We start from the raw sequence: 14,146 nt of genomic DNA on the forward strand, positions 1-14,146 counted from the left end.
CGGCCCGCCATTTTCAAGGAGCACACCCGTGGCAATCGACCTGTCCAAGATCAAAGCCATCGACGTTCACGTCCATGCGGAAGTCAGCTGCCACGATCCCGAAGACCCGGTAATGGGCCAGTTCTTCGATGCCGCCAGCGCCTATTTCAAGGCGCCGCGCGAACGGCCCAAGATGCCGGAAATCGCGGAAATCTATCGCGAACAGCAGATCGCGTTCTGCATGTTCACGGTCGACTGCGAAAGCGGGATCGGGGCCAAGCGGGTATCGAACTACGAAGTGGCCGAATTCGCCGCGAAGAACGACGATATCTGCATCCCCTTCGCCTCGATCGACCCTCACAAGGGCAAGCTGGGCGCGCGCGAGGCCCGCGATCTGGTCGAAAACTGCGGCGTGAAGGGCTTCAAGTTCCACCACATCATGCAGAACATCGAACCCGCCGCGCAGGTCGGGTACGCGATTTACGAGGTGATCAACGAGTACAAGCTGCCCGCGATCTTCCACACCGGCCATTCCGGCATGGGCACGGGGATGCGCGGCGGCGGCGGGGTGCGACTGAAGTATGGCCAGCCGATGCTGGTGGACGACGTCGCGGTCGATTTCCCCGACATGAAGGTGATCCTCGCCCATCCCAGCTGGCCGTGGGTCGATGAAAGCCTGTCGATGGCGCTGCACAAGGACAACGTGTTCATCGACCTGTCGGGCTGGTCGCCGAAGTATTTCCAGCCGCAGATCATCCAGTACGCCAACACCCAGCTGCGCAAAAAGATGCTGTTCGGCAGCGATTTCCCGCTGATCCACCCGCAAAAGTGGCTCGATGCGGCGCGGCAGGTGGGCTTCAAGGAAGAAGTCCTGCCCGGCATCATGAAGGACAACGCCGCGCGCCTGCTGGGTCTGGCCTGAGGCCAGCAGCATGGACTTCACCGGCCGCCATGTCGTCATTACCGGCGCGTCCACCGGGATCGGGCGGGCAACGGCGGACCGGATCGCCGCGCTGGGCGGACGGGTCACGCTGATCGCCCGGCGGGCGGCGCTGCTGGAGGACGCCTGCGCGCAGCTGGGCGCGTCTGCGCAATGGGCTGCCGCCGACGTGGGCGACAAGGCCCAACTGCTGGCCGCGCTGGACAGCGCCGCCGCGCAGAACGGACCGATCGACGCGCTGTTCCTCAACGCGGGCACCGGCGGGGCCTTCGCGCCGGTGCAGGATTATGCCGACGCCGTGTTCGATGCCGTGCTGGCAGTGAACCTGAAATCGCCGTTCTGGGCCATCGCCCATGTCCTGCCCGGCATGGTGGAACGCGGGCGCGGCAGCATCCTCGTCACCGGCAGTCTGGCCTCTGAACGCGGGATGGCGGGCAATGTCGGCTATGTCGCGTCGAAGCACGCGGTGCTGGGCCTGGCCCGCGCGGTCGCGCTGGAGGCGGCGCCGCATGGGGTGCGCTGCAATTGCATTGTCCCCGGCTTTATCGAGACGCCGATGCTGGACGCGCTGCCGCCCGATGCGCTGGCGACGATGGCCGCCGCCACGCCGCAGGGCCGCACCGGCAAGGCCGGGGAACTGGCTGACGTCGCGGCGTTCCTGCTTTCCGACGCGGCCAGCCATGTGACCGGGCAATCGCTCGCGGTCGATGGCGGAGTGCTGGGCACCTTGAGAATTTGAACCGATAAAAAGGGAAACCGGGATGGGCCTGAAATACTACCACGCCGAGCCGCTGGCGAATTCGCTGAAATCGATGGTCCCGCTCAAGGAAAAGGGGCTGGCCTATGAATCGGTCTATGTCGACCTGCACAAGTTCGAGCAGCATTCCGCGTGGTTCACCGCGATCAATCCCGAAGGCCAGGTGCCGGTGCTGGACCATGACGGCACGATCATCACCCATACCACGGTGATCAACGAATACCTGGAAGACGCCTTCCCCGATGCCCAGCCCGCCGATGGCCCGCTGCGCCCGCGTGATCCTGTTGGCGCGGCGCGGATGCGGTACTGGAACAAGTTCGTTGACGAACACGTGATGAACTATGTCTCGATGCACGGCTGGCACCGCATGGTCGGCGTGATCGCGCGCAGCATCGACAGCGGCGAGTTCGAAAAGCTGCTGGAGAACATCCCCCTGCCCGACCAGCGCAAGAAGTGGGCAACCGCGCGCTCCGGCTTTTCGGATGCGGACCTGGCGAACGCGACCGCCAAGATCGAATATGCGTTGGGCAAGGTCGAGGCGCAGCTGGGCCAGACCCGGTGGCTGGCGGGCGATGCCTATACCCTCGCCGACATCAACTTTTACTCGCACTGCGGCATGATGGTGGAGCGGATGTTCCCCGAACTGGAGGTGGCCAAGCGCTGCCCGCGCCTGATCGACTGGCGGGATCGCGTCACCGCCCGCCCCGCCGTGGCCGAAGCGCTGAAAAGCGAAGACCGCACCGCGCCGGGCCTGCGGACCTGGTCGGGCGAGGTGCGCTGAGGCGATCATGGCTGGATTTGTCCTGATCCACGGCAGCTGGCACGGTGGGTGGTGCTTTGACGAAGTTGCCGCACGCTTGCGCGCCGCCGGTCACACCGTGGTTGCCCCGACCCTGCCCGGCATGGGCGGCAACGAGGCGCAGCTGCGCGCCGTCACCCTGCAAGGGTGGGGCGATTTCGCCGCCGCCCAGTGCCGCGAACTGAAGGCGCAGCTGGGCGGCGCGCCGGTCGTGCTGGGCGGCCATTCGCGCGGCGGGATCGTGGTCAGCACCGCCGCCGAGGCCGATCCCGCGGCGATGGACGCGCTGGTCTATATCTGCGCAATGATGCTGCCCGATGGCATGAGCCGCGCCGAATTCAAGGCGCTGGAAGAACCCACCCCCGCATTCGACGCGCTGATTTCCAAGGTCCATGACGGGGCCGGGACCGTGGTCGACCCCGCGCTGGCCGGGCCGGTCTTTGCCCAGCTCTCTCCGCCCGAACTGGTCGCCGCCGCACTGCCGCGCCTGCTGGCCGAGCCGCACGGCCCGCGCAGCGAGCCCTTGCGGCTGACGGCGGAACGTTGGGGCAGCCTGCCCCGCACTTATGTCGAATGCACGCAGGACCGGACGATTCCTATCGCGAGCCAGCGGCTGATGCAGCAGATGTCCCCCGGCGCGCGCGTGGTCACGCTGGAGAGCGATCATTCCCCCTACCTGTGCTGCCCACGGGCCTTGGCGGATGCGCTGATCGCTGCGATACCCGTCTGAAAGGGCCCGTCTTAAAGGGAGAGCCAGCCATGCGTGAAGTCCGTCTCAGCCCGTCTGGCGGCTTTGACAATGCGGCGCGCGATTACCGCCACATCACGGTCCAGCCAATTGCCGCCGCGATGGGCGCGGAGGTTGTCGGGGTGGCCCTGCGGGACTTGCCCGATGCCGGGCTGGCCGAATTGCAGGACGCGCTGTGGCGGCACAAGATGGTGTTCCTGCGCCACCAGCACCTGACCCATGCCGAGCATGAGGCCTTTGCCGCCCGCTGGGGAGCATTCGCGCCCGATGCCTATACCCACGGCGTTCCCGGCCATCCCCATGTCCAGCCGGTGATCAAGGAAGCCGATCATCGCAGCAAGGGCCTGTTCGGCAGCGGCTGGCACACGGATTCGCCGTTCCTGCCGGAACCGCCGGGCGTCACCATCCTGCGCTCGGTCCAGATCCCGCCCTATGGCGGCGATACCGTGTGGGCCAATTGCGCGCTGGCCTGGCGCATGCTCAGCCCGACGATGCAGACCATGCTCGCCCCGCTGAAAGTTCGGATGAGCGCGCGCAACAACGCCTTCACGCAGAAACTGGCCGACGGCAAGGAACTGTCCTTCGCCAGCGACGAAGCCCGCGAAGCCGCGTTCACGGGCACCGGGCATCCGCTGGTCCGCACCCATCCGGTCACCGGCGAACAGGCGCTGTTCGTGGACGAGGTCTATGCCGTGGGCATCGACGGGCTGACCAGCGCCGAGGCGCGCCCGCTGCTGGAATTCCTGATCCAGCACATCACCCAGCACCACTTCACCTGCCGCCTGCGCTGGGACGAAGGCATGGTGGCGATGTGGGACAACCGCACCGCCCTGCACCTCGCCGCTAACGATTACGACGGCTATCGGCGCGAGATGTATCGCACCACACTGGCGGGGGAACGGCCGTCGTAAAGCCGCCAGCCGTTCCTGCCAGCCGGAGGTGACTTAAAGTCCGTCCAGGCCCTTGCTGACCAGGATATTGACCGAAACCCGGCGGTTCTGCGCCCGGCCTTCGGGCGTTTCGTTATCGGCCAGCGGATCGGATTCCGCCATGCCGGTGGGGGTCAGCATGCGATAGGGTTTCCAGCGGCAGGCCTGTTGCAGGTAATTGATCACCGCCGCGGCGCGCCGCTCGCTCAGCATCTGGTTGTATTCCTCGCTGCCGACCGAATCGGTGTAGCCCACGACCAGCATCAGCGCGTTGTTGATCCCGTCGGCCTGCGTGGCCGTGGCGCACAGATCAGCCTTCGCGCCCGGTGAGAGGACCGCCTTGCCGGTGTCGAAGTAGACGTTGGTCGTGCCCTTGACGTTGTACTTGTCAATATCGCCCATCCGCCCGCGCAGCGCCTCGGTCGCGGCGGTCTGCTCGGCAAAGCCCTGCGCGGTGCCGTTGCGGATCATGGTCGCGGTCTTGAAGTCGTTCTTGCGGAACGTCACCTGGCTGGCGATCAGGCCCGTGTCCGATTGCAGGGTCTTCACGGTCACCGGCAAGCCGTTGAGCAGCGCGTCCACGGTCAGCTTGCTGCCGCCGCCAAACAGCCCGCCGGCCGCCTTGACCTGGGTTGCTTCATTGAACGCGATGATCGTGCTGGTGCCGTCCTCGGCCGTGACCTGCATCCGGTCGCCGTTGCGCGCGGTGATGACGCCCTTCAGCACCGGCCCGGCCACCGGCACGGCCGCGTTGACGACGATGTTCGGATCGGACGGAGCCGCTTCCTGGGCGGAGACGCTGGCCGACACCGGCATGACGGCCATGGCGAGCAGAAACGGTGCGACCCGATTTTTCTGAATGACGCGCATTGTCTTGTTCCTTGGTTGTGCTGACGCGGGGATTGCCTGATCGGCGCAACCTTGCTGCCAGATGAACCCGCCCCGCCCGCATGGCGTTCACGCGGGCAGTGCGAGCCGGCCTTGCGGTGAAACGAGCTTGCCCGCCGCTTTGGCCGAAGCCTCAATCGCCGAAGAAGTTCAGCTCCAGCAGCACATTGTTCGGGTCGGCCGTGAAGATCTGGCGCAAGCCGATGGCTTCGACCAGGTTGACCTGATGATCCAGACCCATCCCGGCGATCCGGTCCATCACCGTGTCATAGCCAGAGCAGTTCAGCGCCACATGGTGCACCGCGCCGGTCAGCGCGCCCGGTTCGACCGCGCGGTAATAGGCGCGGGGGCCGTCGGTGCTGTTGATGTGAATGATCGCCTTGCCGCCCGCGTCATACATCCACTGCGCGTTGGCGGGAGTCAGCGGCGGCGGCGCATCGCGGCGCTCCAGATCGAGCAGCGCGGCATAGAACCGCGCCGTCTCGTCCAGCCGGTCGGTGATGATGTTGACGTGGTCGAGCGCGTTGACCTGCATGTCCGCTTCCTTTTCTCCAGCCTGACGGCCGGGCGCGGGCTGGAGCCGCGTGAGGCCTGCGTGTAACGCAGGCCGGACGCCGCATCAAATCAGCTGCGGAACACCACCGTCTTGTCCTTGTTCAGCAGGACGCGGTCGTCGAGATGCAGGCGCACCGCTTCAGCCAGCACGCGGCGTTCGATGTCACGGCCCTTGCGGACAAGGTCGTCCGGACGGTCGGCGTGGCTGATCGCTTCGACGTCCTGGTGGATGATCGGCCCTTCATCGAGGTCTGCCGTCACATAGTGCGCCGTCGCGCCGATCATCTTCACCCCGCGCGCATGGGCCTGGTGATAGGGCTTCGCGCCCTTGAAGCCCGGCAGGAAGCTGTGGTGGATGTTGATGCAGCGGCCCGAGAGGAACGCGGCCAGATCGTCCGACAGGATCTGCATGTAGCGCGCCAGCACGACCAGTTCGGCCCCGGTGTCGGTGACCACCTGCTTGATCTGCGCTTCCTGCTGCGGCTTGGTGTCTTTGGTGATCGGGAAGTGATAATAGGGCACGTCCCCCAGCAGCGAGATCGACAGCGCTTCCTTGGGATGGTTGCCGATGATGGCGACCACGTCCATGTTCAGCTCACCGATGCGGTTGCGATAGAGCAGGTCGCCCAGGCAGTGGTCGAACTTGCTGACCATCAGCACCACCTTGCGCGGGGTATCCTTGCCCCGCAGGTTCCAGGTCATGCCGTATTCCGTGGCCAGCGGTTCGAACCCGGCGCGAATCGCGCCCATGTCCGCGCTGCCCGGATCGAACGCCACGCGCATGAAGAAGTGGCCGCTGTCCTGATCGTTGAACTGCTGCGCCTCCAGAATATTTCCTCCGTTTTCAAACAGATAACCGGTAACGCGCGCGGTGATCCCGGCACGGTCGCAGCAGGACAGGGTGAGGATCTGGACCTCGGCCATCAGCAAGTCTCCCATTGTGGCGCAGCGCCATAGCCGCTCCGCTTTTCGTTTGCACCGATAGCAAAATATAGTATGCAGTGCATACAAAATTGCAAACGGCAAAATTGCACACCGCAATGCGCCAACCGGATTTCAACTGGAGAGGGAGTAGGGGCACATGGCCGCCACCAATCTTGAGCAGCTTCTGAACGAACAGGGCAACATCGTCGACATGCTGCGCAACTCGCAGCTGGGTGCCTATGTCTATCCCGTGGTCGCGCCGGAATTTTCCAACTGGCGCAGCGAACAGTGGGCCTGGCAGCACAGCGCCGTGCTGTTCGACCAGTCGCACCACATGGTGAACCTGTACATCCGCGGCAAGGACGCGCTGAAGCTGCTGTCCGACACCATGGTCAACAGCACCAAGGGCTGGACGGTCAACAAGGCCAAGCAGTACGTCCCGACCACCCCCTATGGCCACGTGATCGGCGATGGCATCATCTTCTGGGAAGAAGAGGAAAGCTTCACCTACGTCGGCCGCGCCCCCGCCAGCAACTGGCTGCGCTATCACGGCGCGACCGGCGGCTATGACGTCGAAATCGAGCTGGACGACCGTTCGCCGATGCGCCCGATGGGCAAGCCCGTCACCCGCAAGGAATGGCGCTTCCAGATCCAGGGCCCCAACGCCTGGGCCGTGATCGAAAAGCTGCACGGCGGCCCGCTGGAACAGCTCAAGTTCTTCAACATGAGCACGATGAACATCGCCGGCAAGACCGTGCGCACCCTGCGCCACGGGATGTCGGGCGCGCCGGGCCTGGAAATCTGGGGCCCCTATGCCGAGCAGGAAGAAATCCGCGCCGCGATCCTCGAAGCGGGCAAGGAATTCGGCCTGATCGCCTGCGGCAGCCGCGCTTACCCCTCGAACACGCTGGAATCGGGCTGGATCCCCTCGCCGCTCCCCGCGATCTACACCGGCGAAAAGCTGAAGGGCTTCCGCGAGTGGCTGGCCGCCGATTCGTATGAAGCGACCGGCTCGATCGGCGGTTCGTTCGTGTCGGACAACATCGAGGACTATTACCTCAACCCGTGGGAACTGGGTTACGGCGGCTTCGTGAAGTTCGACCATGACTTCCACGGCCGCGAAGCGCTCGAAGCGCTGAACCCGGCCGAGCAGCGCAAGAAGGTGACGCTGGCCTGGAACCCGGAAGACATGGCCAAGATCATGGCGTCGATGTTCAACCCGGACGGCGAAGCCTACAAGTTCTTCGACGTGCCGCTCGCGAACTATGCCTCGTCCAACTACGACCGCGTGGTCGATGCGGGCGGCAAGACGGTCGGCCTGTCGATGTTCACCGGCTTCTCCTACAACGAAAAGCAGGCGCTTTCGCTGGCCACCATCGATCCGGAAATCCCGGTCGGCACCGAACTGCGCGTTGTGTGGGGCGAAGAGAACGGCGGCACCCGCAAGACCACCGTCGAACCGCACAAGCAGATCGAGGTGCGCTGCATCGTCAGCCCCGTGCCCTACAGCCGCGTGGCGCGTGAAAACTACGCCGAAGGCTGGCGCACCGGCCGCTGAGGCCAATCAGGCCGGGCAGCCCGCGGCGCCGCAATGGCGCGCGGGCTGCCGCTGGCTTTTCAAGAGGAAGCACTGATGGCGAAACCGCTGATTCACCCCAACTGGGACAAGGCCCCCGCCGGAATCACCGACGGCTTCAGCCTGGAAATGACCGCCAAGGACATCGAATCGCTGCGCGAGGCCGCGCCGCTGATTCCGGCCGACACCCCCGTCGCCGTCACGTTCCTGCCCGGCGAAGAAGCCGAAGCCCGCATCGCCGCCACGGTCGCCGTGCGCGAACTGGGGTTTGAACCGATGCCGCACTTCTCCGCGCGGCGCATCACCTCCGAAGACGATTTCGAGGGTTACCTGAAAGCCGTGGTCGAACGCGCGGGGGTGACCCGCTGCTTCATCGTCGCGGGCGACCCGCCGGAACCGCAGGGCCCCTATTTCGACACCTCCGCCCTGATCGCGACTGGCGCGTTCGAGCGCGCGGGCATCAAGGCCATCGGCGTTGGTGGCCACCCCGAAGGGCATCCCAACATGACCGAGCAGCAATGCTGGTACGTGCTGGAAAGCAAGGTCCGCGCGATCGAATCGCGCGGCATGGCGCCGCTGGTGGTCACCCAGTTCGGGTTCGATCCCGATGCCTTCCTCACCTGGCTGAAGCAGCTGCGCATGCGCGGGCTGGACGTGCCGGTGCGGATCGGGGTGCCCGGCCCCGCCAGCATCAAGGCCCTGCTGCGCTTTGCCGCGCGCTGCGGCGTGGGCGCATCGGCCAGCGTGATGAAGAAATACGGCATCTCGCTCACCAACCTGATCGGCAGCGCCGGACCGGACAAGCTGGTCGACGCGTTCGCGCGCGGGCTGTCGGGCGAACACGGCCGGGTGCGGCTGCACTTCTATCCCTTCGGCGGCATGGTGAAGACCGTGGAATGGATCGCCGCCTATAACCGGAAGCACGGCCTTTGACCGACTACGTCCTGGTCCACGGGGCGTGGGGCGGCGGCTGGGCCTATGACCGGCTGGCGCGCGAGTTGACGACACACGGCCACCGCGTGCTGGTGGCGCAACTGACGGGCCTTGGCACCCGCGCGGCAGAGCTCAATCCGGCGATCACGCTGACCACCCACATCGACGACGTGACTGCGCAGATTGCCGATGCCGGGTTTGACCGGTTCGTGCTGTGCGGCCATTCATGGGGCGGGATGGTCATCACCGGCGTCGCCACCCGGCTGGGCGGGCGGATCGACGCGATCTGTTATATCGATGCGTTCCTGCCCGCCGATGGCCAATCCCTGTGGGACATTACCGGCCAATGGGAGCATGACTATTACATCGAGGCGCAAAAGGACGCGCCGGGGCTGGTCCTGCCCTTTCCGCCATCGCGCGGGAAGCCAGGCTATGGCCGCCACCCGCTGCTGACCCTGACCGAGCCGGTGCATTTCACCGGTGAGGAAGCGAAGATCCCCCGCCACGTCTATGTCTACGCCACCGGCTACAACCCCACCCCCTTCACCCGGTTCCGCAACCAGGTGATCGCTCAGGGCAACTGGGAACTCCACGAAGTGGGCGGCGGGCACGATGTGATGGCGGATGAGCCGGAACGCCTGCAGCAGATCGTGCTGGGCCTGAGCACCCCCGCGCGCTAATCCCGCGCACGATGCGCTTCTTCTTTTACGGCACCCTGCTGGACGGCAGCGACAACCCCGTCGCCCAGGCGATCCACGCCCTGCTGGAGCCACTTGGCCCGGCCACGGTGCGCGGTGCGCTCCATGCCATCCCCGATGCGCTGGGCTGGTTTCCCGCGCTGCTCGCGGGCGACGGGCTGGTACACGGCAAGGTCTATGCCGCGCGGCCGGGATTCAGCGCGGCCGATCTTGCCAGTATGGACGGGTATGAGGATTTCGATCCGGCAAACCCCGCCGCCTCGCTTTATCTCCGGCAGGAACTGGAATTGACCGGTGGTGGCACCGCGCAAGCCTATGTCTGGAACCGCGCGCTGCCTGCCGGGGCAGTGCCGATCGCCTCGGGTGATTTCCAGGAATGGCTGGCCAGCCGGGGAATGCCGCAATTCCGGGGTGCGCACGGCGGTTAGCGCTTGCTTTCCCGGCGATTCGCCACTAGGGGCCCGCTCTTCACAGACACGGTTTCGATGGTCCGCCTGGCTTTCAAGGGCTGCCAGGGCGGATTGGACGTGTCCCTGAACAAGGAGACTGAAATGCCCAAGCTCAAGACGAAGAGCGGCGTGAAGAAGCGCTTCAAGCTCACCGCAACCGGCAAGATTAAGCACGGCGCGGTTGGCAAGCGTCACCGCCTGATCAGCCACAACGCCAAGTACATCCGCCAGCATCGCCGCACCGACACGATCTCTGACGCAGATGCGAAGACGATCAAGAAGTGGGCGCCCTACGGGCTGAACTGAGGAGTACTGAAGTATGGCACGTGTCAAAAGGGGTGTTACCACCCGCGCCAAGCACAAGAACATTCTGGAACAGGCCAAGGGTTACCGCGGTCGCCGGAAGAACACGATCCGCGTCGCGCGTCAGGCCGTCGAAAAGGCTGGCCAGTATGCGTATCGCGACCGCAAGGTTAAGAAGCGGAGCTTCCGCGCTCTGTGGATCCAGCGCATCAACGCGGCTGTCCGCGCTGAAGGCCTGACCTATTCGCAGTTCATCCACGGCACCAAGCTGGCCGGGATCGAACTGGACCGCAAGACCATGGCCGACCTGGCCATGAACGAAGGCGGCGTGTTCAGCGCCGTGATCGCTCAGGCCAAGGCAGCTCTGCCCGCCGCCTGATCCGGTCAACCAGCTTCGGTACAAGATCAGGGCGCGTCAGGACTTTCCTGACGCGCCCTTTCTTTTTGCTTCTTCACACAAGCACTTGCCCGTTTTTGGGAACTGCGGCAGTCTTTACCTGCTGTTAACCGGTCAACTTGCGCGCCGGGTGGGTTCAAAGGGGCATTTCCGATGATGAAGCAGGTAACCGGCGATGCCGTTACGGTGCGCTTTTTCATGCCGTCGCCGGAATTAGCCCCTTATTTTACAACCTATTACCTGACCGAAGTAAAAGTTCCCGAAACGGAAGAAGTGGAGGACTGGCTTCACCCCGAATGGGCCAACGTCCGCTTCCCCCAAAGCGCGAACATGCGCGCCGCCGTCGGGTCCGACTCCCTCGCCCGCGCGCCCGACATGATCGCGACCGGGCCGACCAGCCTGGCGGGACACTTCGTTTCCGGCCCTTTCCGCAATTGGGGCATCGGCATCCAGCCGCTGGGCTGGGCACGGTTCTGCCAGGGACCGGCCGCCGATCTGGCAGACCGCTACTGCGACGGCAGCACATCCGCCGCGTTTGCCGCATTCAGGCCGCTGGCCGGCCAACTCTATGCCGGGGCACCCGACCCGGCGGGGGAAGCGGCGCGGATTGACGCGTTTCTGCTGTCGCTACTGGCAAAGCACCCCCCGGCGGAGGATGAAGCGCGCATTCGCGCGGCCCACGCAGCCCTGATGGATCATGAAATCGGCTCGGTCGGCGAACTGGCCGAGCGGCTGGGCATGTCCGCCCGGTCGCTCGAACGGCTTTCCCTGCGGGCTTTCGGCTTTTCTCCCAAGCTGCTGCTGCGCCGCCAGCGGTTCCTGCGCAGTCTGGCGCAATTCATGCTGGACCCTTCGCTGACCTGGATCAGCACGCTGGATTGGCAATATGTCGACCAGGCCCATTTCGTGCGTGATTTCAAACGCTTCATGGGCATGAGCCCCAGCCAGTACGCCGCCCGTGAACACCCGGTGCTGCGCGCCGCCGCCCGCGCCAGGGCAGCTGCGGCCGGGGCGGCCGTTCAAATTCTGCACGCACCGTGAATGGCCGCGCCGTTAACGCGCTTGCCATTCAAGACACTCTGCGTAATGCTTTAATTGGTCGCGATAATTAGGGCTTGCTTCTGTGTTATCGCAAATTGCTGTCGATGTTCGGTTCTATTCACCACCAGAGGATCTACGCCGCTACTTCACGACGTTCTATTACACCAATATTACCCTGCCTCACGGGGCGACGGTGAATGACGCATTGCAGCCGGAATGGGCCAATCTGCGCGTGTTTTCCGGGGGGACGCCAACAGCGTGGGTCGAAGGCGGGCCTGTGCTGAAGGGTTCCAGCATGGTGGTGACCGGGCCGACTTCCCGGGCGATCAATTTCGAGATCCCCGCCACGCGCATGTGGGGCATCGGCCTGCTCCCCATGGGCTGGGCCCGGTTCATGCCCCGCGCCGCGGTGATCTGCGCCAATTCGCTGACTTGCGGTCAAACCCACCCGGATTGCGAACCGTTCCGGCCACTGGCCGACACGATCTTTCAGGGGGAGCCCAGCGAAGAAGCGGAACTGGCCCGGATCGTGGCGTTTTTCCGCAAGTTCCCGCCTGCAAAGCCCGTTGATTCGGAACGGATCTCGCGGATTCATGCCGCAATCGTCGATCCCGCGATCGGCACGGTGCGCGACCTGGTGGACAAGGTCGGCATGGGCCAGCGGACGATCGAACGGGTCTGCGCCCGCGCCTTCGGCTTTTCACCCAAAGTGCTGCTGCGGCGCCAGCGCTTCATGCGCAGCCTGACGCAATACATGCTGGATCCGTCGTTGAAATGGATCGGCGCGATCGACAGCCATTACCACGACCAGGCCCAGTTCGTGCGCGACTTCCGCGAGTTCATGGGCACCACCCCGCGCGAATATGCCGCGCGCCCGCACCCGATCCTGGAACGCTTCATGCAGGAACGCATGCGGGTCCACGGCTCGGCAGTGCAGACGACCGACCGACCCGATGGAACGCTGCCCAGCAGCGTGGACGCCCCGGCCAACGCCGCCTGAAGCAAAACGCCCACCCCCTGCGCAAAAGCAGTTGGACCAGCCGCGCCGCATGGCTAAAGGCGCAGGCTCAATCTTGGCATTCAGGCGGGACGATCGAACGTGGATTACGCAGCAACCCTTGAACAGGCGCTGGCGCGCATTGCCGATGCGGCCGATCTGGACGCGCTGGAAAAGCTGCGGGTCGAACTGCTGGGCAAGCAGGGCTCGATCTCCGGCCTGCTGAAGACGCTGGGCGGGATGTCGCCGGAAGAGCGCCAGACGGTCGGCCCGCAGATCCAGGCGCTGCGCGAGGGTGCAACCAGCGCGCTGGCCACGCGCAAGGCGGCGATGGAAAGCGCCGCGCTGGAAGCCCGCCTCGCCAGCGAAAGCGTCGACCTGACCCTGCCCGCCCCTGCCGCGCCGCGCGGCACCGTCCACCCGGTCAGCCAGGTGCTGGACGAGCTGGCTGAAATCTTCGCCGACATGGGCTTTGCCGTCGCCACCGGGCCGGAGATCGAGGACGACTGGCACAACTTCACCGCGCTCAACATTCCGGAAAGCCACCCGGCCCGCGCGATGCACGACACCTTCTATTTCCCGGACAAGGATGCGCAGGATCGTTCGATGCTGCTGCGCACCCACACCAGCCCGGTGCAGATCCGCACCATGCTGGACGTGGTGAAGGCGAACCCCGGCGGCGCGCCGATCCGGATCATCGCGCCGGGCCGGGTCTATCGTTCTGACAGCGACGCCACCCACACCCCGATGTTCCACCAGGTCGAAGGGCTGGTGATCGACAAGGGCATTCACCTGGGCCACCTGAAGTGGACGCTGGAAACCTTCCTGAAGGCGTTCTTTGAACGCGACGACATCGTCCTGCGCCTGCGCCCCAGCTATTTCCCGTTCACCGAGCCTTCGGTGGAGGTGGACGTCGGCTTTGCCATCGTGAATGGAAAACGCGTGCTGGGCGGCAGCGGCGACGCGCCGGGGCACGGCTGGATGGAGCTGCTGGGCAGCGGGATGGTCAACCACCACGTGATCCGTGCGGGCGGGCTGGACCCGGACGAATGGCAGGGCTTTGCCTTTGGCATCGGCGTGGACCGGATTGCGATGCTCAAATACGGGATGGATGATTTGCGTGCGTTCTTCGATGGCGATGCCCGCTGGCTCGCCCACTATGGCTTCTCCGCGCTTGACGTGCCGACCCTGTCGGCTGGCGTCGGCACGCCGGCATAAGCGGGAGGACGACCG

17 protein-coding genes are annotated in these 14,146 nt (G+C 65.1%); 14 read left to right on the forward strand and 3 right to left on the reverse strand.

Going from position 1 to position 14,146, the window contains the following annotated elements; genetic code table 11:
- Positions 1 to 28 precede the first annotated feature (28 nt).
- From IE113_RS05685 to IE113_RS05705, 5 genes are read left to right on the forward strand one after another with little or no spacing between them, the layout of a single operon-like run.
- Positions 29 to 901 carry an amidohydrolase family protein gene (locus IE113_RS05685; protein ID WP_308430042.1) on the forward strand — a complete coding sequence of 291 codons (873 nt, stop codon included), beginning with the start codon at positions 29 to 31 and terminating at the stop codon, positions 899 to 901.
- 10 nt (positions 902 to 911) lie between these two features.
- Entirely contained in the window at positions 912 to 1,658 is a 747-nt protein-coding gene (locus IE113_RS05690; RefSeq protein WP_189539443.1) for an SDR family NAD(P)-dependent oxidoreductase, read from the forward strand.
- 22 nt (positions 1,659 to 1,680) lie between these two features.
- Complete coding sequence (locus IE113_RS05695; protein WP_189539444.1) at positions 1,681 to 2,457, forward strand: glutathione S-transferase family protein; 777 nt, start codon at positions 1,681 to 1,683, stop codon at positions 2,455 to 2,457.
- A 7-nt stretch (positions 2,458 to 2,464) separates the two neighbouring features.
- Positions 2,465 to 3,205 carry an alpha/beta fold hydrolase gene (locus IE113_RS05700; protein ID WP_189539445.1) on the forward strand — a complete coding sequence of 247 codons (741 nt, stop codon included), beginning with the start codon at positions 2,465 to 2,467 and terminating at the stop codon, positions 3,203 to 3,205.
- A gap of 29 nt (positions 3,206 to 3,234) precedes the next feature.
- Positions 3,235 to 4,134, forward strand: coding sequence for a TauD/TfdA dioxygenase family protein (locus tag IE113_RS05705; protein WP_189539446.1), 900 nt, complete (start codon positions 3,235 to 3,237; stop codon positions 4,132 to 4,134).
- Positions 4,135 to 4,167: 33 nt separating this feature from the next.
- Here the strand turns inward: IE113_RS05705 and IE113_RS05710 are convergent, their stop codons facing one another.
- The 3 genes from IE113_RS05710 to purU all read right to left on the reverse strand — a co-directional run bounded on the left by IE113_RS05710 (position 4,168) and on the right by purU (position 6,519).
- Positions 4,168 to 5,022: an OmpA family protein gene (locus IE113_RS05710; RefSeq protein WP_189539447.1), complete on the reverse strand. Its 855-nt coding sequence runs from the start codon at positions 5,020 to 5,022 to the stop codon at positions 4,168 to 4,170.
- Positions 5,023 to 5,173: 151 nt separating this feature from the next.
- Positions 5,174 to 5,575 carry a VOC family protein gene (locus IE113_RS05715; protein ID WP_189539448.1) on the reverse strand — a complete coding sequence of 134 codons (402 nt, stop codon included), beginning with the start codon at positions 5,573 to 5,575 and terminating at the stop codon, positions 5,174 to 5,176.
- Between the two features lie 89 nt (positions 5,576 to 5,664).
- A complete protein-coding gene (purU, locus tag IE113_RS05720; RefSeq protein WP_189539449.1) occupies positions 5,665 to 6,519 on the reverse strand; it encodes a formyltetrahydrofolate deformylase in 855 nt (284 codons plus the stop codon).
- Positions 6,520 to 6,676: 157 nt separating this feature from the next.
- On the opposite strand from purU, the gene ligM reads away from it, so the two are divergent.
- From ligM to pheS, 9 genes are all read left to right on the forward strand, one after another.
- On the forward strand, positions 6,677 to 8,077 hold the full coding sequence (ligM, locus tag IE113_RS05725; protein WP_189539450.1) for a vanillate/3-O-methylgallate O-demethylase: 1,401 nt from the start codon (positions 6,677 to 6,679) through the stop codon (positions 8,075 to 8,077).
- A 75-nt stretch (positions 8,078 to 8,152) separates the two neighbouring features.
- Positions 8,153 to 9,028 (forward strand): methylenetetrahydrofolate reductase, encoded by an 876-nt coding sequence (locus IE113_RS05730; RefSeq protein WP_189539451.1) that lies wholly within the window; start codon positions 8,153 to 8,155, stop codon positions 9,026 to 9,028.
- A complete protein-coding gene (locus tag IE113_RS05735; protein WP_189539452.1) occupies positions 9,025 to 9,708 on the forward strand; it encodes an alpha/beta fold hydrolase in 684 nt (227 codons plus the stop codon). The genes IE113_RS05730 and IE113_RS05735 overlap by 4 nt, the downstream gene beginning before the upstream one ends.
- Before the next feature lie 11 nt (positions 9,709 to 9,719).
- Positions 9,720 to 10,154 carry a gamma-glutamylcyclotransferase family protein gene (locus IE113_RS05740; protein WP_189539453.1) on the forward strand — a complete coding sequence of 145 codons (435 nt, stop codon included), beginning with the start codon at positions 9,720 to 9,722 and terminating at the stop codon, positions 10,152 to 10,154.
- 123 nt (positions 10,155 to 10,277) lie between these two features.
- On the forward strand, positions 10,278 to 10,481 hold the full coding sequence (gene rpmI, locus IE113_RS05745) for a 50S ribosomal protein L35 (RefSeq protein ID WP_189539454.1): 204 nt from the start codon (positions 10,278 to 10,280) through the stop codon (positions 10,479 to 10,481).
- Between the two features lie 13 nt (positions 10,482 to 10,494).
- Positions 10,495 to 10,857, forward strand: a complete 363-nt coding sequence (gene rplT, locus IE113_RS05750) for a 50S ribosomal protein L20 (protein ID WP_189539455.1) — start codon at positions 10,495 to 10,497, stop codon at positions 10,855 to 10,857.
- Between the two features lie 174 nt (positions 10,858 to 11,031).
- Positions 11,032 to 11,916 (forward strand): helix-turn-helix domain-containing protein, encoded by an 885-nt coding sequence (locus tag IE113_RS05755; protein WP_189539456.1) that lies wholly within the window; start codon positions 11,032 to 11,034, stop codon positions 11,914 to 11,916.
- A gap of 193 nt (positions 11,917 to 12,109) precedes the next feature.
- A complete protein-coding gene (locus tag IE113_RS05760) occupies positions 12,110 to 12,916 on the forward strand; it encodes an AraC family transcriptional regulator (RefSeq protein ID WP_189539457.1) in 807 nt (268 codons plus the stop codon).
- A gap of 99 nt (positions 12,917 to 13,015) precedes the next feature.
- Positions 13,016 to 14,131 (forward strand): phenylalanine--tRNA ligase subunit alpha, encoded by a 1,116-nt coding sequence (pheS, locus tag IE113_RS05765; protein ID WP_189539458.1) that lies wholly within the window; start codon positions 13,016 to 13,018, stop codon positions 14,129 to 14,131.
- The last annotated feature ends 15 nt before the right edge of the window (positions 14,132 to 14,146 follow it).

Source organism: Novosphingobium arvoryzae, from assembly GCF_014652615.1.
In the GTDB taxonomy this organism is placed as follows: domain Bacteria; phylum Pseudomonadota; class Alphaproteobacteria; order Sphingomonadales; family Sphingomonadaceae; genus Novosphingobium; species Novosphingobium arvoryzae.